The organism is uncultured Arthrobacter sp. (genome assembly GCF_964021775.1).
GTDB lineage: Bacteria > Actinomycetota > Actinomycetes > Actinomycetales > Micrococcaceae > Arthrobacter.
Genome location: NZ_CAXHZI010000018.1, coordinates 51859 through 74607 on the forward strand (window position 1 = coordinate 51859; position 22749 = coordinate 74607).

Below are 22749 nucleotides of genomic sequence, written 5' to 3' on the forward strand. Positions count from 1 at the left end.
CTGTTGCGGGGTGTCTCTCAGCCCCAGTGCGGCGGCCGCTGTTCCTTGAGCCAGGCGTCGTGGTCGTAGTTGCCCGGCTGGTCGCCCCAGCGCCGCGGATCGTCTTCGGCGGCCTTGGTGGGCAGCAGCCCGGCGGAGGCCGCGGGGCGGCCGGCTTTCTTGTCTTTGGCTGGTTGGTGCCGCGTTCCCCGGGGCGCCGCGTCCTCGGGCTGCGCGCCGTTTCCAACGCCGCCCTGCTCCGGGATCTCGTTCCCGTTCTCGTTGCCTGCGTTCATGCCGCCGGACTCCTTGCTGCGAATAGCTCTTCCCTGCTGCCGGGCACCGTCCGCCGGTTACCCGCGGTCAGCGGCGGCAGGAGCGAAGGCCTCCTGCGCGTCGTCGACACTGAGGTTCTCGATGTCGTCGGAAAAACCGGGCGAAGTGCTGGCGCGGCTCGGCGCCGCCGGTTTCTCCAGGCCGAGGTAGCCGCCGATCCGGTCCGCACAGGCGGAGGGATCAGTGAAGACCTCTATGGTCCATAGTGGCATGTACCGCCAGCCCAGGCGCTCCAGCAGCTGCGGGCGGAGGCGGCTTCGCTCGCGCACCGTCATCCGCCGGTACCGCTCGGTGCCGTCGGATTCAATCGCCACCGGGCGGGGAATCTCGGCGTCGTCCTGGCCGATCGTGTGCATCGGGTCCGCGGCGGCCACCATGTCCAGGACGCCGTCGTACTGATGCCACACCCGGGCACCGCGGGCACGGAGCCGGTCGCCGAGGTCCGCCACCAGCGGGTCGGCGCCAAGGGCCTGCTCGCTGGCCGCCGCGCGGGAGGCCGGACTGCCCAGGTCGGAGTTGCCCGCGATTTCCCGGTCCAGGAGTTCGTAGAAGTCCACCGCGCCGTGGCTCAGCCGGGTGACGTCCAGGTCCTCGGGCCGGAAGCAGCTCAGCACGTGCAGTGAGCGCCGTGCGCGGGTCATCGCGAGGGCGAACTTAGCGCGGCCCCCGGCGGCGGACAGCGGCCCGAGGCTGTGCAGCGCGCGCCCGTGCGGGGTGCGGCCGTACCCGGGCGAGAAGATGACGTGGTCACGGACCAGGCCCTGGGCCCGCTCAAGGTCCACCACGCGGAACGATTCGTCGCCGGCGGTGAAGAAGCTGCCCAACAGGGGGTAGTTGGGCAGTTGCCGCCGGATGGCCTCGCCGATCCGGGCAGCGTGCCGCAGGCTGCCGGTGACGACGGCCAGCGACGTGCGGGGCCGCAGCCGCGCGTGTTCGAAGACCAGTTCCACCACACGGTTGACCTCGGCCACCACCGATTCGACGCCGTCGTGGTCGGCGCTCGGCAGGCCCGTCCCGTCCGGCAGGTATTCCACAGCCAGGGCGCGGTCCAGCCCGGTGGCCGACTGCCCCTCCGGGAGCCGGCGGAGTTCGCCGTCGTAGAACCCCTTGCTCAGCTGCCGCACGAGGTCCTCGTCGACGGCGCGGTACACGGTCCTCAGTTCCCGGACCGGCAGCACGGCGGCCAGGGCCTGGTAGGCGCTGTCCACGGGCTGGTACGGGTTCTCGCCGGCGGCGAGCCGCTCCACCCCTACGGTGAAGCTGCGCGGGCTGGCGATCTTGTCGTCGCCAAAGGCGATGACCTGCCGGGAGCGGGCGACGGCGGGCAGCACAGCCTGCAGCGAGGTCGCCTCCGCGTCCAGGATCACCACCGCGTCAAAGCGCTGTTCGGCGGGCAACAGGCTGGTCATGAGGTACGGGCTGACGGACCACACCGGCACCAGCATGGGCACCAGCTCCGGCGATTGCGCGGTCAGCGCCGCAGGGGTCACCCGCCCGTCCTTGAGCAGGCTCCGCAGCAGGTCCGCCTGCCGGGGGTGCTCGCTGAGGGCAGCGCGCCAGCGTTCGGCCAGTTTCCAGCGCAGCCGGGCGGCGCCGCTGGCAATGTGGGCGTTGTCCGCGAGGCGGTACTCCGCCTCGAGCTGGCGGAGGGCGTCGCCGTCGGACATGGCGAGGTAATCGTCGCCGCTGATCATGGCTTCCAGGGCCGACTGCCACCAGGCCAGCTCAAGCTCCGAGGCCACCGACTCCGCCGGCACCTCACGCTCGGCCAGGTCATCCAGCAGTTCACCGAGCCCGTGCTCGCGCATGTTCTCCACCAGCAGCGTTCGCTCCGGCAGGGTCTCCAGCGTTGCGGTGTCCGCGACGAGGCGCTCCAGGCGCTCGACCAGCTCGTCGTAGGGGGTGTCGCGGACGGATCCGCCGGCGGCGGTGTGCTTGACGGCCGCGCCCAGCTCGGCCAGTTCGGCTTCCAGCTCGCGGTACAGGGCGGTGATCTCGGCCAGGCCGGAGGGAACAGCCGGGTGGCGCTGGGTGGTGGCGTAGCCGGCCCAGGCGGCCCGCTGCTCCTGGACCAGGACCAGGGAACTGTGGAGGTCCGCGATGTGCACGCCGGGCCGGACGTACTCCTTGGCGACGCGGCGCAGCCGGGACCGCTGCATGGACGCCATCTCGATGTTCCGCTCGCGGCGCCACGAGGACGGGGCGGTGGCGGAAATCAGGTCATGGACGGGCCGGTCGAAAATGTCGGGGGTGAACTTGTCCAGGCTTTCCCGGACCGCGACCAGCAGGTCGATCTGGTCCCCCCACTCGGCAAACGTCGCGCCGAGGCGGATCTCAGCGTGTTCCGCGACGCCGTTCATCCGTTCGCGCAACTGCGGGAGCTTCTCCGCTACGGAGCGCGCCACCTGCTGCGCTTCCTGGGTCTCCTTGCGGGTGAGCAGCCGGGCGCCGTGCCACGGGCTCATAGTCGAGGCGCGGCTGAAGCTGCCCAGCTCGGCGGCCCGGCGGAGCCGTCCCGCCAGTTCCTCGCGGTCCCTGATGCTGTCCAGCACGCTGCGCTTGAGCCGCACAGTGGTGGCCGGTGCCGGGTGGATGGCGGTCAGCGCCGCGAGCGACTGCATCGCCTCATACGGCGAGCATCCCCAGCGCGCCCGCACGTTGTGCAGGGACGCGACGTGGTCCATCAGGGCGTGCCGGTGCTCGGTCAGCGTGGAGTGCAGGTTCTTCAGCTGCGGTTCAAGCGACTTTTCACTGCGCACAATAGCCCGGACCAGCTGGCCCTTGAGCTGCAACGGCGTAGCGTTGCCCGCAAGCTGGACGAGTACCGAGTCAAGCCCCAGGGATTCCAGCTGGGCGGACACTTCGGCCAGGCTGGCCCGGCGGTCGCCGACGACCAGGACGCTTTTGCCTTCGTCGACCAGGGCGCCGATGGTGTTGATCGCGGTCTGGGTCTGGCCGGTTCCGGGCGGGCTGCTGACCACCAGGGAGTCGCCGGCGCGGACGGCGTCCACGACGTACTGCTGGTCCGTGTCGGCATCGAGCAGCAGGAGTTCGTCGGCGGGGCTGCGCTCGTCCGTGCTCGGGAAACGCCCCTCCTCCAGCTCGGGGACGTCCACCGGGGCGCCGGTGGCGGCGCGGCCCAGCGCAGCCACGAGCGGGTTGTTCTGGTTGATCCACGGGTCATCCAGGTTGCCGGAGAGGTCCGCGAACGTCGAGACGAGCAGGTTGTGTTCGATTTCGGCGCCGTGGATCGGCTGGATCAGGGTGCCGAGGCGGTCCAGAACGGGCTGCGGATCGTACCGGGCCGTGCTGTAGGCCATCCGGGTCACGGCGTTGACGTCAAAGACGATCCCGTGGACGGTCTTCAGGTGCCGGACCAGGGCGGGATTGATCCGGGCCTGCTCCGTCAGCTGCAGCTCGTAGTCGTCCTCCCCCGGGCGGACGGTCAGGGAAACGGCGGTGAGCATTACGGGGGCGGACACCCGTTGCGGTTTGCCTCCGACGGCGGAGGTCCAGACGACGGTTCCGGCCGAGAAGTAGCCGGCGTCGATGCCGCGGTCGTTGGCGAGTTCGAAGATCTTGGAGCGCAGGTTGCGGGAGGCCCGCGCGGCGACGACGTACTGCTGGCGGTCACGGATCAGGGTCGACAGGCGGGTCCGGCGGCCGGCCATCAGCTGGGCCAGGCCCGACGGGTGGGCGTGGGTCAGGTCGATGGAGCCCTCGGGCGTTTTGGTAAAGCGCAGCATGGTGTCTGCTCCGGTGACGGGTTTAAGACCCGACAGCCATTTCCTGAACTCCTCGGAGCCCTCGGGGTGGCCTTGACCAACTGACACTGCTGCCTTCTTTTCTGTGCTCACGGTTTCTGACTGCGCGCGGGACGCCCTGGACCATACCGGCATGCTTTCGAGGTTAGCCCGAATCCTTGGCCTGTGCCGGGCCGCAACACTGGCGCACGCCAAATTCGTGGGCAAATTGCTTCGGCGCCGGGTCCGCGCAAAAGCAAATGGCCGGCCTCAAAGGAGGCCGGCCATTCACGCCGTTATTCCCACTCGATGGTTCCCGGCGGCTTGCTGGTGACGTCCAGCACCACGCGGTTCACGCCGTCGACTTCGTTGGTGATCCGGTTGGAGATCCGGGCCAGCAGGTCGTAGGGCAGCCGAGACCAGTCGGCCGTCATGGCATCCTCGGAGGACACCGGGCGCAGCACGATCGGGTGGCCGTAGGTTCGGCCGTCGCCCTGCACGCCGACGCTGCGGACGTCCGCCAGCAGCACAACGGGCATCTGCCAGACCTCGTTGTCGAGGCCGGCCGCGGTCAGTTCGGCGCGGGCGATGGCGTCGGCCTTGCGCAGCAGGTCCAGACGCTCCTTGGTGACTTCGCCGACGATCCGGATGCCCAGGCCCGGACCGGGGAAGGGCTGCCGGCCGACGATTTCCTGGGGCAGGCCCAGCTGGGCGCCGACGGCGCGGACCTCGTCCTTGAACAGGGCACGCAACGGTTCGACGAGTTCGAACTGCAGGTCTTCGGGCAGGCCGCCCACGTTGTGGTGGCTCTTGATGTTCGCTGCGCCCTCGCCGCCGCCGGACTCCACGACGTCCGGGTACAGGGTTCCCTGGACGAGGAACTTGATCTTTTCGCCGTGCGCGGCGGCCTCGGCGATGATGGCCAGTTCGGCTTCCTCGAACGCGCGGATGAATTCGCGGCCGATGATCTTGCGCTTGGTCTCCGGGTCGCTGACGCCGGCCAGTGCGGCCTGGAAGCGTTCCTGCTCGTTCGCGACGTAGAGCTTGACGCCGGTGGCGGCGACAAAGTCGCGTTCCACCTGCTCGGCTTCGCCCTCGCGCAGCAGCCCGTGGTCCACGAAGACGCAGGTCAGCTGGTCGCCGACGGCGCGCTGGACGAGGGCGGCGGCCACGGCCGAGTCGACGCCGCCGGAGAGCCCGCAGATCACGCGGGAGTCGCCGATCTGCGCGCGGATCCGCTCCACCTGCTCCTCGAGGATGTTGCCGGTGGTCCAGTTCGGTTCCAGCTTGGCGCCCTTGAAGAGGAAGTTCTCCAGGACCTGCTGGCCGTAGGCGGAGTGCTTCACCTCGGGGTGCCACTGCACGCCGTAGAGGCACTTTTCCTCATTGGCGAAGGCGGCCACGTCGGCGCCCGCCGTCGTCGCGAGGACCTCAAAGCCTTCCGGCGCCTCGTGCACGGAGTCGCCGTGGCTCATCCAGGTGCTCTGGTGCTGCGGCATGCCCTCGAGGATGGAGCGGCCTTCGCCGATGGTGGTGGTCTCGGTGGCGCCGTACTCGCGCAGGCCGGTCCGGGCCACCTTGCCGCCCAGGGCGTTGGCCATGGCCTGAAAGCCGTAGCAGATGCCGAACACGGGGACGCCGGCTTCGAACAGGTCGGCGCCCACGCTCGGGGCACCTTCGGCGTAAACGCTCGCGGGGCCGCCGGAGAGGATGATGGCGGCCGGGTTCTTGGCCAGCAGCTGCTCGGTGCTGTAGGTATGCGGAACGACTTCCGAATACACATTCGCTTCCCGGACGCGGCGGGCAATCAGCTGCGCGTACTGGGCACCGTAGTCAACAACCAGCACGGGCCTGTGGGACGTCTGGGATGCAGTGGGAGTGGTCACCCTCCTAGCCTACTTTGCGCCCGCACTCCGCCGCACATCGAGAAGCCCCGGGTAAGCGAACTCACAGGCCGGCGCGCCGCCGGTTGACAGGGGCTCAGTAGCGCTGCGGCGCCTGCGGGTTGGCGGCGAGTTCGGCCTCCACTTCGGCGTGGAATTTCTTCTCCACGAAGAAGGACAGGAACGGCACGACGCCGCCGAGCGCCAGGATGATGAGCTTGGCGAACGGCCAGCGCATCAGCGACCAGAGCCGGAAGTTGGACATCAGGTAGACGACGTACATCCAGCCGTGCACGATCAGCACCGCGACGGACAGGTTCACCCCGCCGATGACTCCCGGCGGCTCGGCGTCAGCGAACCCGAAGCTGAACGGCTGGCCGGTGACGGCGTTGGTGCCGCCGGCGAAGAGGTACTGGCCGAAGACGTAACGGGCGATCAGCTCTGCGCAGAGCAGCAGCAGCATGGAGCCGGTCAGGTAGGCGAGCACCTTGTAGAACTTCAAGGCGGAGCGGATCTGCGCCTCGGTGCCGCCGAAGCGGCGCTTCTTGCCGCTGGCGCTTCCCGTTCCGTTGGACTGCTGCGGTTGGATGGCCGGCTGGGGCTCGATCATGATTGCACTCTCGGATTGGTTGGGTCGGTCTCGGGGGAATCGGTGCTGTGGGGCGGGTCCGCGGCCAGGCGGGCGGCCGCTTCGTCCTGGGCGTCTTCGAGGTCCCGGCGGTAGTCGTCCTTGACCAGGCGCCACCAGATGAAGAGCGCGAAGCCGGCAAAGACCACCCACTCCGCGGCGTAGAAGAGGTTGAGCCAGTTCACCGTCTGCGCGGGCGGCTGCGGACCGATGTTCAACGGTTTGATGGTTCCGGAGGCGGCCACGTCGGCACTGCCGGACCGCTCCGCGCTGGCGGCGACGAAGCCGGGGTAGCTGCTGACGTCCCAGAGGTTGATGAGTTCGGCGACCGAGACGGCGCTGGCGCGCCCGGGGCCGGCGTCGGTGTTGGGCAGCGGCGCTTCGGACGGGATCAGCCGCCCGGTCAGTTCAATGGTGCCCGACGGCGGCGCCGCGGCGTCCGCGGCGTCGGCGACCCAACCCCGGGCCACGGGGATCCAGGTCTGGGGGGACGCTCCGGCGCCCGTCAGGGCGGGTGCGCCCTGCACCGCGAAGGCGGAGACGATCCAGAACCCCTTGGCGCCGTCGTTGATCCGGCCGGGAACCAGGACCTGCTTCTCCGGGTCGTAGCGGCCGGTGGCGGTGACGACCTGATCGGCCACGGAGCCGGGGAAGAACTGCCCGGGCTTCAGGACGGCGGTCAGCGGGCGGGGCTCCTCGGTGCCTGTGGAAACCGGCACCTCGGCCCGTGTGGAGCGGCCGAACTGCCACTGACTCAGCAGCACAAAGACCCCGGAAATCACGATCGCGAACACAAGGCCTGCGATCCAGCGGGGTTTGAGGGCGGTTTTCAGCACCCCTTAACCGTACTTCGTCCGCCTGTAGAACAACGAAACGGCTCTGTAGGCCTGCCCCAAATTTCAGTGGTCGAAGAACACCAGGCTGGAGTTGATCAGTTCAGCGATCACTTCCGGGTCGTAGGCCCGGCGGATCGACTCCCGGAAGGACTCCTTGGACAGCGAGCGCGCCAGGGTGGCCAGCACTTCCAGGTGGTCCGAGAAGGAACTTGCCGGCGTCGCGATCAGCAGGACGACGGTGGCCGGGCCGTCGGCCGCTCCGAAGTCCAGCGCCTTGCCGTACTTGGTGATGCCGACCGCGATCGAGGTGCGGGAGACGAATTCGCTGCGGGCGTGGGGCAGGCCGACGCCGCCGGGCAGTCCGGTGGCCAGCTGGTGCTCGCGGGCGTTAACGCGGCCAAGGAACCCTTCCAGATCGGAAATCCGGCCGGCCTCATACATCCGCTGCGCGAGTTGGGCGGCGGCGTCGAACTTGTCCTCCGCGTCCAGCTCCAGGATCACCATCTGCGGCGTCGTGAGGTCGGCATCGTACCGGTCCAGTGGTTCCGCCAAGAGGTGTCCCTTCGAAGTGTCATCGGTGCGCGCCGACTGCTGGTGCGCCGGACGGCAGCTTGGTCAGCGCAGCGGAACGATGTCCTCGACGCCCAGGCGTGCGGCGTCCGCGGACTCGTCGTCCGGCTGCTCCTGGCTCAGCCGTTCGGCGTCGACCCGGGCCAGGTAGTGCTTGATTTCGCTCTCGCGCTGCGCATCGCTCCAGCCGAGAACCTCACCGATCAGTTTAGCGACTACCGGCGCAGCGGACACACCGCGGTCCCAGGCCTCGATCGAGATGCGGGTGCGGCGGGTGAGCACGTCCTGGACGTGGCGGGCTCCCTCATACCTGGCCGCATAGACTGCCTCGGCCGCCAAGTAGTCGTCGGCTCCGGGCAGCGGCTCGGCAAGTTCCGGGTTCTCGCCGATCAGCGCCAGCACCTCCGGAGCCATGGAGCCGTAGCGGTTGAGCAGGTGTTCGATCCGCGCGACGTGAACGCCGGTCTCCTCCGCCATCCGGTTCCGCTTGTTCCAGGCGGCTTTGAAGCCGCTGGCGCCCAGCAGCGGGATGGATTCGGTGCACGACGGCGGGACGCGTTCGTCCATGCTTCGGGTCGCCTCGTCCACGGCGTCCTTGGCCATGACCCGGTATGTGGTCCACTTGCCGCCGGCCACAACGACAAGGCCGGGCACCGGATGCGCCACGACATGTTCGCGGGACAGCTTGGCCGTCGAGTCGTTTTCCCCGGCCAGCAGCGGCCGCAGCCCGGCGTAGACGCCCTCGACGTCTTCGCGGGTCAGCGGCCGCTTGAGGACCTTATTGACGTGCTCGAGGATGTAGTCGATGTCCTTGCTGGAGGCCGCCGGATGCGCCTTGTCCAGGTGCCAGTCGGTGTCGGTGGTGCCGATGATCCAGTGCCGGCCCCAGGGAATGACGAACAACACCGACTTCTCGGTCCGCAGGATCAGGCCCACCGTGGACTGGAAACGGTCCCGCGGCACCACCAGGTGGATGCCCTTGGAGGCGCGGACCTTGAGCTGGCCGCGGTCCGTGACCATCGCCTGGGTCTCGTCGGTCCAGACGCCGGTGGCGTTGATGACCTGCTTGGCCCGGATGTTGAAACTGGTGCCGTCCTCGTGGTTGACCACCTTGGCGCCGACGACCCGTTCGCCCTCGCGCAGGAAGTCCACCACCGCCATCTGGTTCACCGCGTGCGCGCCGTAGTAGGCCGCGGTGCGCACGAGGTTCGCGACGTATTTCGCGTCGTCGACCTGGCCGTCGTAGTAGCGGATAGATCCGACGAAGGCGTCGTCCTTGAGGCTGGGCGCCGCGCGCAAGGTGCCGCGCCGGCTCAGGTGCTTGTGGAACGGGACGCCGCGGCTGTGCCCGCCGGTGATGGACATGGCGTCATAGAGGGCGATGCCGGAGCCGACGTAGGGCCGCTCCACGAACCGCTTGGTGAGCGGGTAGAGGAACGGGACCGGCCGGGCAAGGTGCGGGGCGAGGACCGAGAGGATCAGGCCGCGTTCGTGCAGCGCCTCCTTGACCAAGGCAAAGTCCAGCATCTCCAGGTACCGGAGGCCGCCGTGGATGAGCTTCGAGGACCGCGACGACGTTCCTGCCGCCCAGTCGTTGGCCTCGACGATGCCCACGCTCAGGCCGCGGGTCACGGCGTCCAGGGCGGCACCGGCGCCGACAATGCCGCCGCCGACGATCAGGATGTCGAGTTCCTTGCCGGGCTCCGTTGTGGCTTTGAGGGCCGCCAGGGACGCCTCGCGTTCCGCGGGCCCGAGTGCGCCGCCTGCCTTGGGAGCCCCACCGGGAAAACTGTTCATCTCACGCCTCCATCCGGATCAAACCTCGTAGTGCACCACACTACTTCCAAGTTCTCCGGTTGGGCAGGGCCTGAGCCGGCCCGCGCAGCGCCTAGTTTCCGGCGTAGGGCGAGACGACGACGTCGACCCGCTGGAATTCCTTCAGGTCCGAGTAGCCCGTGGTCGCCATCGAACGGCGCAACGCGCCAATCAGGTTCGAGGTGCCGTTGGTGTGGTGGCCCGGCCCGAACAGGACCTCTTCGAGGGGTCCGACGGTACCGACGTTGGCCCGGTCGCCGCGGGGAATTTCGAGGTGGTGGGCCTCCTGGCCCCAGTGCCAGCCCTTGCCGGGGGCCTCTTCGGCGCGGGCCAGGGCGCTGCCGAGCATCACTGCGTCGGCGCCCATGGCGATGGCCTTGACGATGTCGCCCGAGGTTCCCATGCCGCCGTCGGCGATCACGTGCACGTAGCGTCCGCCCGACTCGTCCATGTAGTCCCGGCGCGCGGCCGCGACGTCGGAGATGGCGGAGGCCATCGGCGAGTGGATGCCCAGGGCGCGGCGGGTGGTGCTGGTGGCTCCGCCGCCGAATCCGACCAGCACGCCGGCGGCTCCGGTGCGCATCAGGTGCAGGGCCGGGGTGTAGCCGGCCGCCCCGCCGACGATCACCGGGACGTCGAGTTCGTAGATGAACTGCTTGAGGTTCAGCGGCTCGTGGTCCTTGGAGACGTGCTCGGCCGAGACGGTGGTGCCGCGGATCACGAAGATGTCGACGCCGGCGGCCACCACGGTTTTGTAGTGCTCCTGGGTGCGCTGCGGGGTCAGGGAGCCGGCCACCGTGACGCCGGCGGCGCGGATCTCAGCCAGCCGCGAGGTGATCAGTTCCGGCTGGATCGGGGCCCGGTAGAGCTCCTGCATGCGGCGGGTGACGGCCGGGCTGTTGGTCTCGCTTCCCAGGGCGGCGAGCTGGTCCAGGACCGGCTGCGGGTCCTCGTAACGGGTCCAGAGGCCTTCCAGGTCGAGGACGCCGAGTCCACCGAGGCGCCCCAGCGCAATGACCGTGTCCGGGGACATCGCGGAGTCCATCGGCGCGGCGATGACCGGCATGTCGAACTTGTACGCGTCAATCTGCCAGGAGACGGACACGTCCTTGGGATCGCGCGTACGGCGGTTGGGGACGATCGCAATGTCGTCCAGGGAGTAGGCACGACGCCCACGCTTGCCACGGCCAATCTCAATCTCGTAAGTCACGTGCCCACTTTACTTGACCCTGCCCCGGACCCGACATTTGGCCCCCGCCCGGCCCGGCGGACGGCCGGGAGCTGGCCGCCGGGCACACCGCCGGGACGGGCGGAGCGGCCAAAGCCGGTCTGGATAAAGCGATAGTGCACACTGACTTGACAATACTTGTCAAGAGTTTACAAAACCTGAAAATGCCCTTAAGTTTACTTTCGGCCAGCCGGAAATTTTACCCGACGGCCTCCACACACCCCGTTCCGGGCATTCCGCAATGCCCGGTGATAGAAAGCAGAACCCATGGGAAGTGCATCACTCAGGAAGTCCCGCGTCCTGGCCCTGTCGCTGGCCGCCGTCGTCGGCACCATGACGCTCGCCGTCACTCCGGTGGCCGCCGCCCCTGCCACCGGACCGATCGCGACGGAGAACGTCCCGGCGCCGGATGTCAACGCCGGCGAGTCGTACACGCAGTTCATCGTCAGCTTCAAGAAGAACGCGGGCAACTCCACTCCCGGCGGAAGGGCGAACGCCTGGGGCAAGGCCGCGAAGCAGCAGGGGGTCAGCGTGCGTGAACTGCGCGCCCTGGCCACCGGCGGAACCCTGATCGCCTCGGACAAGGCGCTCTCCGGCCAGGCGGCCAAGGACTTCATGGAGGCGATCGTCGCTTCCGGGGCCGTCAACGCCGTCGAACCCGATGCCCGGATGACGGCGGTGCTGACACCGAACGACACCCGTTACGGGGAGCAATGGGACTTCACCGGGGCCAACGGCATGCGCATTCCCGGCGCCTGGGACGTCTCCACCGGGTCCGGGTCCACCGTTGCCGTGATCGACACCGGCATCACGGCACACCCGGACCTGGACGCCAATGTGCTGCCGGGCTACGACTTCGTCTCCGACGCCACCGCGGCGCGGGACGGCAACGGCCGCGACTCCAACGCCCAGGACCAGGGCGACTGGTACGCCGCGGGCGAATGCGGCCAGAGCGCGGCAGCCAATTCCTCCTGGCACGGCACCCACGTCTCCGGCACCATTGCCGCTGTCACCGGCAACGCCGCGGGCGTGGCCGGGGTAGCGCCGAACGCCAAAGTCCTCCCGGTCCGGGTGCTGGCCAAGTGCGGCGGGTCCCTGTCCGACATCGCCGACGCGATCATCTGGGCCTCCGGCGGCACCGTGTCCGGCATCCCGGCCAACGCCAATCCGGCCAAGGTCATCAACATGAGCCTGGGCGGCTCCGGCGCCTGCGGCACTACCTACCAGGCGGCCATCGACTCCGCCGTCTCGCGGGGCACCACCGTGGTGGTGGCTGCCGGCAACAGCAACCAGGACGCCTCCGGCTTCCGCCCGGCCAACTGCAGCTCGGTGGTGACGGTCGCCGCCAGCAACCCCAGCGGCACCCTCTCTTACTACTCGAACTACGGCGCGACCGTGGACCTTACCGCCCCGGGCGGTGACACCAGCGTCAGCGGCGGCGGCATCCTGTCCACGCTCAACACGGGAACCACCACCCCATCCGCGGCGGGCTACGCCAGCTACCAGGGCACCTCGATGGCCACCCCGCACGTCGCCGGACTCGTGGCGCTGATGAAGTCCAAGTCCGCCGCGCTCACCCCGGCGCAGGTCGAATCAACGCTCAAGCAGGGCACCCGGGCCATGCCGGGCGGCTGCACCAAGGGCTGCGGCGCCGGCCTCTCGGACGCCACGGCCACCATGGGCCTGCTCGGCGGAACCACTCCCCCGCCGTCGGGCAACCTGCTGCTGAACCCCGGTTTCGAAAGCGGCTCGACGTCCTGGACCTCCGATCACGCGGACACCTTCGAAACCGGCACCAATGCCCGGACCGGCAGCGGCTTCGCCGGACTGAACGGCTGGGGCCAGTCGACGTCGTACCGGCTGGACCAGACCTTCTCCATCCCGTCCTCCGTGAGCGGCTCCAGCCTGTCCTTTTACCTCAAGACGCTGACCGATGAGACCACCACCGCGACCGCCTACGACACCCTGAAGATCCAAGCCGTCAGCGGCGGCGTCACCACAACGCTGGCCACCTACTCCAACCTGAACAAGTCCACCGGGTACGTGCTGAAGACAGTGGACCTGTCCGCGTTCAAGGGCAAGACGGTGACGCTGCGCTTCCTGGGCGTGGAGGACTCCTCGCTCAAGACCTACTTCTTCGTGGATGACACCTCGGTGACCACCTCGTAGCAGCAGGCCGCGCCGGCAGGAATGGGCATGTCCTCCCTTCCCGGGGGGACATGCCCATTCTTTGTGCCGTGGAGTGGACATCGGGCCACTATGTCCACCGGACGTCGCCGGCCGAGGGCATGTCCCCCGCGGCTCAGGTCGCCGGCGGAGGGCATGTCCCCGGCTCAGGCCGCCGGGCTCAGACGCCCTCGGCCTCGTCCACGGCCAGTTGCGATTCGAACATCCGGAAGTAGCGGCCGCGCAGGGCCACCAGGTCCTTGTGCGTGCCCTGTTCGACGATCCGGCCGTCCTCAAGCATGTAGACGATGTCCGCCTTCTCGATCGTCGCGAGCCGGTGGCTGATGGCGATGATCGTGCTGCTGCGGTCGGCGAAGAGCCGGGTGAAGATCCGGTGCTCGGCCAGGGCGTCGATCGCCGACGTCGGCTCGTCCATCACCATGAAGGAGGCGTCCCGGTAGAAGTTCCGGGCCATCGCCAGCCGCTGCCACTGGCCGCCGGACAGCCCGCTGCCCTTCCGGCCGCGGGGGTCCTCCATCCAGTTGCTGACGTGGTTGTCCAGCCCGTTGGGCAGCTTGTTGATGAACTCGAGGGCCTCGGCATCGGCCGCGGCCCGGCGGATCCGGTCGTCGTCGCGCGGCGCGTCGACGTCGCCGAAGAAGATGTTCTCCGCCGCGGTGGCAAATTCGTATTTGAGGAACTCCTGGCTGAGCACCGCCAGGTGGCGGTGCCAGGACTTCACCTCGACGGCGGCGAGGTCGACGCCGTCGAGCAGTACCTGGCCCGAATCCGGGCGGTAGAGCCCGGCGAGGATCCGGATCAGGGTGGACTTGCCGGCCCCGTTCTCCCCCACCACCGCGATGTGCTGGCCCTGCCTGATGGTCAGCGAAATGCCTTTAATGACTTCCAGATCGCTGCCGGTGTAGGTGAACCGGATGTCCCGCAGCTCCACGGTCCGGGGCGCCTGGAGCAGCGGCGGCGCGTGCTCGGAGTGCACCGGCAGTGCCATGAACAGCTCGTAGTCCTTGAGGTTCGCGAGGTCCTCGTCGATGGAGCTGAGCGAGGAGACCAGGCTGTTGGCGGTGGAGAGGGCGCGGCTGACGATCTGCTGGACGTAGAGGAACTGGCCCACCGGCTGGGCGCGGGCAATGATCTGGCCCACCACCCAGATCAGCGACACCACCTCGGCACCGTACTGCAGGGCGTCGGCGGCGAGCTGTTTGGGGATGTAGCGCTTCTGGAAGTCCAGCCGGCGCTTTTCGTCCGCGTCCCGGAGCCGTGAGCGCAGGCCCATCAGGTAGCCGACAATCCCGTAGAGCCGCATCTCGGCGATGTGCTGCGGCCGCAGCAGGTTGGTTTCGATCATCCGGCGCTGCCGGCGCGAATCGACCTGGGTGTTCCAGTGCGCAATCTGCTCCCGGGAGAGCTTGAACTGCAGATAGACGCTGGGCACGATCGCGACCAGCACGATCACGGCGATCCACCAGCTGACCAGCAGCAGCGCGCCGATCGCCAGGACCACCGAGACCAGCTGGGTGAAAATCGCGGCGATCCGGTCCAGGACCCGGGCGTAGGAATCGGAGAACCGCTTGGCCCGGTCGTACAGGTCCACCGTCTCCTTGTCGTCGTAGCGCCAGAATTCCAGGGCGAGGAACCGCTCGTACATCAGGTCCCCGACGATGGCGCCGACCCGGAAGCTCATCAGCTGCTGGATGTAGCGGTCCACGCTGCTGAACGCTCCCCAGAACAGGCCCAGCGCCGCGGTGATGATGACGTAGACGATGGCCTGCTGCCCGGCCGCGGCGTTGCCGGCATAGGCGGCCGCGAGCGCCGTCGTGGTCAGCGCGGCGAAGTAGGTGGTGACGAGCGGCAGCAGCGCCGAGATCAGCGAGCCCACAACTTTCATCACGACGGCGGCGGGCGAGGCGCGGAAGCTGACCCGCAGCACCTGGGCCACCGCCCGGGCGTACGGACGCAGCGCCAGTTTGCGCTTGGGCTCGCGGGCGGGCAGGAGTTCGGACATGCCTCCAGCCTAGTTGCGGGCCCGGCGGCGGAACGCGAGAGGGCCACGGGACGAATCCCGTGGCCCTCTCGCTGGGTGCCCGTGAAGTGCCGGGCGGGTCAGCGCGAACCGTAGTTCGGCGCCTCCACCGTCATCTGGATGTCATGCGGGTGGGATTCCTTGAGCCCGGCCGGGGTAATCCGGACGAACTTGCCGCGCGCCTTGAGTTCGGGGACGGTAGGGGCGCCGGTGTAGAACATGGTCTGGCGGAGGCCGCCGACCAGCTGGTACGCCACCGAGGCCAGCGGTCCGCGGTAGGCCACACGGCCTTCGATGCCTTCCGGGATGAGCTTGTCGTCACCGGAGACGTCGGCCTGGAAGTAACGGTCCTTGGAGTACGAGGTGTTCTTGCCGCGGGTCTGCATGGCGCCGAGAGAGCCCATCCCGCGGTAAAGCTTGAACTGCTTGCCGTTCACGAAGATCAGGTCGCCCGGGGACTCGTCGCAGCCGGCCAGCAGGGAGCCGAGCATCACGGTGTCGGCGCCGGCAACCAGGGCCTTGCCGATGTCGCCGGAGTACTGCAGGCCGCCGTCGGCGATCAGCGGAACGCCGGCCGGGATGGCAGCCTTGGCGGACTCGTAGATGGCGGTAATCTGCGGGACGCCGACGCCGGCGACGACGCGGGTGGTGCAGATGGATCCCGGGCCGACGCCCACCTTGATGCCGTCGGCACCGGCGTCGATCAGGGCCTGCGCGCCTTCTCGGGTGGCCGCCTGGCCGCCGATGATGTCCACATGCGCGGCAACAGGATCGGATTTGAGTCGGCGGATCATGTCCAGCACACCCTGCGAGTGGCCGTTGGCGGTGTCCACGAAGAGGGCGTCCACGCCGGCGTCGATCAGGGCCATGGCGCGCTCCCAGCCGTCGCCGAAGAACCCGATGGCGGCGCCGACGCGCAGCCGGCCCTCGTCGTCCTTGGTGGCCAGGGGGTACTGCTCGGCCTTGGTGAAGTCCTTGGTGGTGATGAGGCCCTTGAGCCGGCCCTGCTCGTCGACCAGTGGGAGCTTCTCGATCTTGTTGGTGGCGAGCTTGTGCGAGGCTTCCTCGCGGCTAATGCCGACGTGCCCGGTGACCAGCGGCATCTTGGTCATGACATCGCTGACCAGCCGGATCGGGAAGTCTGTTTCCGGCACGAAGCGGGTGTCGCGGTTGGTGACGATGCCCAGCAGGCGCATGCCCTCGTCCACGACCGGCAGGCCGGAGACGCGGTAGTGCGAGCAGATCTCATCCAGCTCGGCCAGCGTGGCCTCGGGGCCGATGGTGAGCGGGTTAGTGATCATGCCGGATTCGCTGCGCTTGACCCGGTCCACCTGGTCGGCCTGGTCGGCGATCGAGAGGTTTCGGTGCACGACGCCAAGGCCGCCCTGGCGGGCCATGGCGATGGCCATCCGCGACTCGGTCACGGTGTCCATCGCGGCGGACAGCAGCGGCGTGTTCACGGTGATGCGCTTGGATATGCGCGAGGAGGTGTCCGCCTCGGAGGGGATGACGTTGGTGTGCCCGGGCAGCAGCAGGACGTCGTCATAGGTCAGGCCAACAAAGCCAAAGGGATCGTGTTCGGGCTGGGTCATGAGTGCGCCTCTTACCTTGGGTTTCTGGGGTTCACGGGTAGGGGTTGCAGCAGATGACCAGCCCGTCATTACGGGCATGGCCTGTGCAGAAGTGTTGTGTAAATACTAGAACCTTGGCGGCAATCCCCATATTCCGGGCAGCGAATGTGAGCAACGGCATCCGCCGGACGGCACCGGACGGCGCCGGCGGCGTCACTTCCAGCCGGTGGCCGCGAGCAGCCGCTTCTCGAACATCGGGATCATGCTCTGCACGTAGGTCTTGGTCAGGTGGTTGTCGTCCTTGTAGACGTACACGTTCCCGACGACGGCGGGGCAGGTCCCGTCCGCGCAAATGAAGTCGCTCATGTCCATCAGGTGCAGCCGGGCGACCTTGCCGCGGTAAGCGTCCAGCGGGGATGACGCGGCCAGGGATTCCTGCAGGGGGACGTTGCATTCGGCAGCGTCGGTGCCCTTCGTCTGGACGCACTCGGGCATGTTGATGGTGAACCGCGGATTGTCGCGGATGCCGACTACCTCGATGCCGGCGTCGGTGAACGGCTTGATGCCTTCCAGGTACCCGGGCACCTCGGTTTCGAACGGGGCCTCCTTGTGCGTGAGCGAGGCGACCGTGAAGACGGCGTCGGGCTTGTGCGTCAGGACGTATGCGGAGCTGGCCTTGTTAAAGGCGTTGCAGTCGGCGTCGCGCTCGGGAGTCTCCCCGCCGAAGCGGCAGTTTCCCTTCAGCAGGGTGACGACTTCCCAGCCGTGGCTCTTGGCGACGGGTCCCAGCGCGGCCATGTACTGCTGCGCGTGGGAGTCGCCGAGCACCACAATCCGCTTGGTCACCTTGTCCGGCTTGCTGTTCTGCAGGCAGCCCGAGAGCAGCGGGTCGCTGGGTACGTTGCCGTCGGTGCAGAGGCCGTCAATGTCGGCCCATTCGTTCTTCATGGCGGCCGGCGCGGGGATGATCTTGGCTTCCGGCGTCGGTTTGCCGGCGTTCTCCGGGGCCAGCGCGGCGGCACCCGGCGTCAGTTCCTTCGGCTGGGATGCGGCCGCGGCTTCGTCCGCCACGATGTGGCTCTGCCAGAGCGTGACCGGGCCGGCCAGCAGGGCACCGCAGGCGGCAATGACGACGGCGGTGCGCCAGGCGCGGCGCTGCGGCCAGTGCCATTCGCGCAGCGGCTTCTCGACGAACCGGGTGGTGAGCACGGCCAGGACCAGGGAGGCGGCGACGATCGCTAGTCCCTGCCACAGGTTCGGCGCGCTGAGGCCGGCCCCGGCCAGGGCCAGCACCAGCAGCGGCCAGTGCCAGAGGTAGAGGGCGTAGGAGTTGTCACCGAGTGCGACCAGCGGCTGCCAGGTCAGGAAGCGGTCGACGCCGAAGCGGCTGCCGCTCCGTCCGGCCACGATGATGGCGGCGGCAGCGAGCGTGGGCCAGAGCGCGATGAAGCCCGGGAAGGAGCGGTCCACAGTGAGCAGCAGCCCGCAGGAGAGCATCGCGGCCAAGCCGGCCCAGCCCAGCACCACGCGCAGGACCTTGCCCGGCTTCAGGTACGGCAGGGCCAGTGCCAGCAGCGAGCCCAGCGCGAATTCCCAGAGCCGGGCACGGGTGTCGAAGTAGGCGTAGGCCTGGTTGCTGGCGGTCTGCTCAATTGAGTAGAGCAGCGACGCGGCGAAGATGGCGCCGAAGGCCAGGGCCAGGATCAGGCGGTAATTCAGCAGCCGGTCGTCCAGTCGGGTCCAGCGGCGCAGCCCGCGGTGCAGCAGGGCGGCGCCGGCGAACACGAGGGGCCAGAGCAGGAAGACCTGTCCCTGGATGGAGAGCGACCAGAAGTGCTGCAGCGGGCTGGCCCCGGAGTGGTCCTGGGCGTAGTAGTCCACAGCGGTGTCGGCGAGCAGCCAGTTCTGCTTGTACAACAGGGAGGCCCAGGCCTGGTCGAGGACATCCGGCCAGCGGCTGGCCGGCAGGATGGCCCAGGTGCCGATCAGCACACCAAGGACCACCACGACGACGGCGGGCAGCAGCCGCTTGAGCAGATGCAGCCAGTGGCTCAGGAGGCGCAGCGGTTTGCCGCTCTCCACCTTCCGGGCAAAGCTCAAGGTCATCAGGAATGCCGAGATGAGCAGGAAGATGTCCACGCCGCCTGAGACCCGGCCCAGCCAGACGTGGTAGGTCACCACCATCAGGACGGCCAGGGCTCGCAGGCCCTGCACTTCCGGGCGGTAGCCCGATTTACGGCTCGCGGGAGAACCTGCGGCCGCGTGCTGCGGGCTGGCTGTGGTTCGCTCGTTCGACACGTGGGACCTCTCAGGCCGACTTCCAAAACATCAATGTTACCGAAACGTAATTTTCTTTGCCAATTGCCGGGGACGCGTTCCGGCCGGGATTAGGTCTGTGCGGCCCGCCCGCGCCGCTAGTCTGTAACGAGTCGAAGGAGGCTGCGAGTGATCGTTCAGGTGCGGATATGTGTCCCGGAGGAGCTCTCCGCTGCTGTGGTGGAATGCTGCTCCGGCGAACCTGGTGTGGCGGAGGTTGCCCTGCACCGCGGCGCCTCGGTGGTCCCGCCGGGCAACGTCATCCTCGTTTTCATGGCCCGGGAATCCGTCGAGGCCCTGATCGAGAAGCTACACGCCCTCAACGTGCAGGACGTGGGATCCATCGCGGTCATGACCCCCGAACTGGTCCTTTCCGACCGCGCGGACAAGGCTGTGGCGGAGGCACCGGGCGAAGGCGCGGACGCCATGATCTGGGATGAGGTGTCGCGGCAGACCGGCGAGGATTCCCGGCTCACCTGGAGCTACCTGGCGTTCCTGGTCCTGGCCACCCAGCTGGCAGCGATCGGGATCGTGACCGACTCGACCATCGCGATTGTCGGCGCCATGGCGGTGGGGCCTGAGTTCGGACCGCTCGCCGCGCTGGCGGTGGCACTGGTCCGGCGGCAGTGGCGGCTGGGCCGCAGGGCGGCGCTGGCCCTCGGTGTGGGATTCCCCGTCGCCATGCTGGCCGCGGCTTTCACCGCCTGGCTCTCCGTGCCGCTGGGTCTCTTTCCCGAGGACACCCTGGACCGCGGTTCGGCGGTGGACTTTATCTACCACCCGGGGCCCTATTCCCTGATTGTGGCCCTGCTGGCCGGCACTGCCGGCATGCTGTCGGTGATCAGCCGGCGCTCGGCGGCCCTGATCGGTGTCTTCATCTCCGTCACCACCGTTCCGGCCGCGGGCTTCGTGGCGGTGGCGCTGGTGCTGGGCGAGTACCAAAAAGCCGCAGGGTCCGCCCTGCAGCTCTTGGTGAACCTGACCGGGATCGTGGTCTCGGCGGTGGGAGTGCTGCTGTTCTACCGGCTCATCACGAAGCGGCTGCCGCGCGATGCCGCGCGCCGGCTCCGCCGGGACGCCCAGCGGCTGAGGCCGCGCCGCTAAGCCGGCCCGCGCCGGGCAACAAAAAGGACCGGACCAGCTGACGCTGATCCGGTCCTCTTAGTGCGCGGAGACCTTAGTGCTGGTGCCCGGCGTGTTCGTCCTCATCGGCCGGCTTTTCCACCACGAGGGTTTCGGTGGTGAGAACCAGCGCGGCGATGGAGGCCGCATTGCGGAGGGCCGCCCGCGTGACCTTGACCGGGTCGATGACACCGGCCGCGATCAGGTCTTCGTATTCGCCGGTCTTGGCGTTGAAGCCCTGGTTGACCGGGGATTCGGCAACCTTGGCGACCACAACGTAGCCGTCGAAGCCGGCGTTCTGGGCGATCCAGCGCAGCGGCTGGGTCAGGGCCCGGCGGACGATGCCTACGGCAGCTGCCGCGTCGCCGTCGAGCGCCTGGACGGCCGGGTCCTCATCGAGCGCCTTGAGGGCGTGGATGAGGGCGGAGCCGCCGCCGGCCACGATGCCTTCTTCGAGGGCAGCGCGGGTGGAGGACACGGCGTCCTCGATGCGGTGCTTCTTTTCCTTCAGCTCGACCTCGGTGGCAGCGCCGACCTTGATCACGCCGATGCCGCCGGCCAGCTTGGCCAGGCGTTCCTGCAGCTTTTCCTTGTCCCAGTCGGAGTCGGTGCGGGTCAGCTCGGCGCGCAGCTGGGCGACCCGGGCCGCGACGTCCTCGGCCGAACCGGCGCCGTCGACGATGGTGGTGTTGTCCTTCGTCACGGTGATGCGGCGGGCGGTGCCGAGCACCTCAAGGCCCACGGTGTCCAGGCTGAGGCCCAGTTCCGGGGAAACAACCTGCGCGCCCGTGAGGGTAGCGATGTCCTGCAGCATGGCCTTGCGGCGGTCGCCGAAGCCCGGAGCCTTGACGGCCACGACGTTCAGGGTGCCGCGGATGCGGTTGACGATCAGCGTGGAAAGGGCCTCGCCGTCGACGTCTTCGGCGATGATGAAGAGCGGCTTGGAGCTCTGCAGCGCCTTTTCCAGCAGCGGCAGGAATTCCTGGACCGAGGAGATCTTGCCCTGGTTGATCAGGATCAGGGCGTCCTCGAGGACTGCTTCCTGGCGTTCCGCGTCGGTGACGAAGTACGGGGACAGGTAGCCCTTGTCGAACTGCATGCCCTCGGTGAGGACCAGCTCGGTCTGCGTGGTGGAGGACTCCTCGATGGTGATCACACCATCCTTGCCGACCTTGCCGAAGGCCTCGGCCAGGAGCTCGCCGACCTCGTCGCTCTGCGCGGAGATGGCGGCAACGTTGGCCACCTGCGTGCCCTCAACCGGGCGCGCGTTTTCCAGCAGGCGGGCTGCGACGGCCTCGACCGATACCTCGATGCCGCGCTTGATCTGGCCCGGGGCGGCGCCGGCTGCCACGTTGCGCAGGCCTTCCTTGACCAGGGCCTGGGCGAGCACGGTGGCGGTGGTGGTGCCGTCACCGGCGACGTCGTTGGTCTTAGTGGCGACCTCCTTGGCGAGCTGGGCGCCAAGGTTCTCGTACGGGTCGTCCAGTTCCACTTCGCGGGCGATGGTCACACCGTCGTTGGTGATCGTGGGGGCGCCCCACTTCTTGTCCAGCACGACGTTGCGGCCGCGCGGGCCGAGCGTCACCTTGACCGTGTTGGCGAGCTTATCGATGCCGGCTTCGAGCGACCGGCGGGCAGCGTCGTTAAACGCGAGCTGCTTTGCCATGGTTTTGTCCTTTCAAGACAGAACCCCGCGCAGCCGTTCCGTTCAAAGCGAAGGAGCGGCGGCGCGGGGGTCCAAGAGAGTTACTTTACGACGATCGCCAGGACGTCGCGGGCGGACAGCACGAGGTACTCAACGCCGCCGGTCTTGACTTCGGTTCCGCCGTACTTGGAGTAGATAACAACGTCGCCGACGGCAACGTCTACGGGAACGCGGTTGCCGTTGTCGTCAAAGCGGCCGGGGCCAACTGCAACAACTTCGCCTTCCTGCGGCTTCTCCTGTGCGGAGTCCGGGATAACCAGGCCGGAAGCCGTGGTCTGCTCGGCTTCGAGCGGGCGGACAACAATACGATCCTCAAGAGGCTTAATAGAGACCGACACTCGGACCTCTCCTTTTCGTCAGCAAATTTGTGGACTATGAAGCGGCGATGCCATGGCGTACAGACCGTCGTCGCGGTGCCGGCAGTAGCTAGGCGGAGCATGCTCCATGTGTTAGCACCCGCCTAGGGAGAGTGCTAATGACGACTCTATGTAAGTAGTTAGCACTCGGTCAAGGTGAGTGCCAGAAGTTCGTCCCTGGTGAACGCCTGCACGGGACATGCTCATTCTTTGTGGCGCCCGGTGGACCCACGGTGGTTGTGTCCGGCGGGTGCGCCGGTGGATGGACATGCTCGTTGCAGCCCGTGGGCGAGGGACATGCTCATTCCCGGGTGCCGGCGTCGGACATAGTGACATTATGTGCAGCGCCGACGCCGAGGACTGGGCATGTCCGGAGGAGGGTCCGGCGCAGGACGAGGGACATGCTCATTCCCGGGTGCCGGCGTCGGACATAGCGGCATTATGTGCAGCGCCG

13 protein-coding genes and 1 pseudogene are annotated in these 22749 nt (G+C 68.2%); 2 read left to right on the forward strand and 12 right to left on the reverse strand.

The features are described 5' to 3' along the window. Nucleotides 1-17 precede the first annotated feature (17 nt). From ABIN76_RS13820 to ABIN76_RS13850, 7 genes and pseudogenes are all read right to left on the reverse strand, one after another. Nucleotides 18-4214: pseudogene (locus tag ABIN76_RS13820) on the reverse strand (AAA family ATPase). A 140-nt stretch (nucleotides 4215-4354) separates the two neighbouring features. Continuing rightward, nucleotides 4355-5944, reverse strand: coding sequence for a glutamine-hydrolyzing GMP synthase (gene guaA / locus ABIN76_RS13825; RefSeq protein WP_346960261.1), 1590 nt, complete (start codon nucleotides 5942-5944; stop codon nucleotides 4355-4357). Between the two features lie 94 nt (nucleotides 5945-6038). Next, nucleotides 6039-6551 (reverse strand): DUF3817 domain-containing protein, encoded by a 513-nt coding sequence (locus tag ABIN76_RS13830; RefSeq protein ID WP_346960262.1) that lies wholly within the window; start codon nucleotides 6549-6551, stop codon nucleotides 6039-6041. Continuing rightward, complete coding sequence (locus tag ABIN76_RS13835) at nucleotides 6548-7405, reverse strand: SURF1 family protein (RefSeq protein ID WP_346960263.1); 858 nt, start codon at nucleotides 7403-7405, stop codon at nucleotides 6548-6550. The genes ABIN76_RS13830 and ABIN76_RS13835 overlap by 4 nt, the downstream gene beginning before the upstream one ends. 63 nt (nucleotides 7406-7468) lie before the next feature. After that, complete coding sequence (locus ABIN76_RS13840) at nucleotides 7469-7957, reverse strand: PTS sugar transporter subunit IIA (RefSeq protein ID WP_346960264.1); 489 nt, start codon at nucleotides 7955-7957, stop codon at nucleotides 7469-7471. Nucleotides 7958-8020: 63 nt separating this feature from the next. Continuing rightward, nucleotides 8021-9772: a glycerol-3-phosphate dehydrogenase/oxidase gene (locus tag ABIN76_RS13845; protein ID WP_346960265.1), complete on the reverse strand. Its 1752-nt coding sequence runs from the start codon at nucleotides 9770-9772 to the stop codon at nucleotides 8021-8023. 91 nt (nucleotides 9773-9863) lie between these two features. Continuing rightward, the gene (locus tag ABIN76_RS13850; RefSeq protein ID WP_346960266.1) at nucleotides 9864-11000 is read right to left on the reverse strand and encodes a GuaB3 family IMP dehydrogenase-related protein; all 1137 of its coding nucleotides are present in this window, start codon (nucleotides 10998-11000) and stop codon (nucleotides 9864-9866) included. A gap of 285 nt (nucleotides 11001-11285) precedes the next feature. On the opposite strand from ABIN76_RS13850, the gene ABIN76_RS13855 reads away from it, so the two are divergent. Beyond that, nucleotides 11286-13187 (forward strand): S8 family peptidase, encoded by a 1902-nt coding sequence (locus tag ABIN76_RS13855; RefSeq protein WP_346960267.1) that lies wholly within the window; start codon nucleotides 11286-11288, stop codon nucleotides 13185-13187. A 178-nt stretch (nucleotides 13188-13365) separates the two neighbouring features. Here ABIN76_RS13855 and ABIN76_RS13860 read toward each other — a convergent pair whose 3' ends face one another. The 3 genes from ABIN76_RS13860 to ABIN76_RS13870 form a co-directional block, all read right to left on the reverse strand. Beyond that, nucleotides 13366-15207 (reverse strand): ABC transporter ATP-binding protein, encoded by a 1842-nt coding sequence (locus ABIN76_RS13860; RefSeq protein ID WP_346960268.1) that lies wholly within the window; start codon nucleotides 15205-15207, stop codon nucleotides 13366-13368. Between the two features lie 98 nt (nucleotides 15208-15305). Beyond that, nucleotides 15306-16817: an IMP dehydrogenase gene (guaB, locus tag ABIN76_RS13865; protein ID WP_346960269.1), complete on the reverse strand. Its 1512-nt coding sequence runs from the start codon at nucleotides 16815-16817 to the stop codon at nucleotides 15306-15308. Nucleotides 16818-17009: 192 nt separating this feature from the next. Then, entirely contained in the window at nucleotides 17010-19010 is a 2001-nt protein-coding gene (locus ABIN76_RS13870; RefSeq protein ID WP_346960273.1) for an acyltransferase family protein, read from the reverse strand. Between the two features lie 231 nt (nucleotides 19011-19241). Here ABIN76_RS13870 and ABIN76_RS13875 point away from each other — a divergent pair, with 231 nt between their 5' ends. Next, the gene (locus ABIN76_RS13875; protein ID WP_346960270.1) at nucleotides 19242-20216 is read left to right on the forward strand and encodes a DUF389 domain-containing protein; all 975 of its coding nucleotides are present in this window, start codon (nucleotides 19242-19244) and stop codon (nucleotides 20214-20216) included. 73 nt (nucleotides 20217-20289) lie between these two features. Here the strand turns inward: ABIN76_RS13875 and groL are convergent, their stop codons facing one another. Together groL and groES are read right to left on the reverse strand one after the other, a co-directional pair. Then, the gene (groL, locus tag ABIN76_RS13880) at nucleotides 20290-21900 is read right to left on the reverse strand and encodes a chaperonin GroEL (protein ID WP_346960271.1); all 1611 of its coding nucleotides are present in this window, start codon (nucleotides 21898-21900) and stop codon (nucleotides 20290-20292) included. An 80-nt stretch (nucleotides 21901-21980) separates the two neighbouring features. After that, entirely contained in the window at nucleotides 21981-22277 is a 297-nt protein-coding gene (gene groES / locus ABIN76_RS13885; protein WP_056737866.1) for a co-chaperone GroES, read from the reverse strand. Nucleotides 22278-22749 lie beyond the last annotated feature (472 nt).

What these genes read in the sequence shown, in the direction of transcription:
- ABIN76_RS13830 (WP_346960262.1), bottom strand. Translation starts at nt 6,551, where the DNA reads ATGATCGAGCCCCAGCCGGCCATCCAACCGCAGCAGTCCAACGGAACG.
- ABIN76_RS13845 (WP_346960265.1), bottom strand. Translation starts at nt 9,772, where the DNA reads ATGAACAGTTTTCCCGGTGGGGCTCCCAAGGCAGGCGGCGCACTCGGG.
- ABIN76_RS13855 (WP_346960267.1), top strand. Translation starts at nt 11,286, where the DNA reads ATGGGAAGTGCATCACTCAGGAAGTCCCGCGTCCTGGCCCTGTCGCTG.
- ABIN76_RS13860 (WP_346960268.1), bottom strand. Translation starts at nt 15,207, where the DNA reads ATGTCCGAACTCCTGCCCGCCCGCGAGCCCAAGCGCAAACTGGCGCTG.
- guaB (WP_346960269.1), bottom strand. Translation starts at nt 16,817, where the DNA reads ATGACCCAGCCCGAACACGATCCCTTTGGCTTTGTTGGCCTGACCTAT.
- groL (WP_346960271.1), bottom strand. Translation starts at nt 21,900, where the DNA reads ATGGCAAAGCAGCTCGCGTTTAACGACGCTGCCCGCCGGTCGCTCGAA.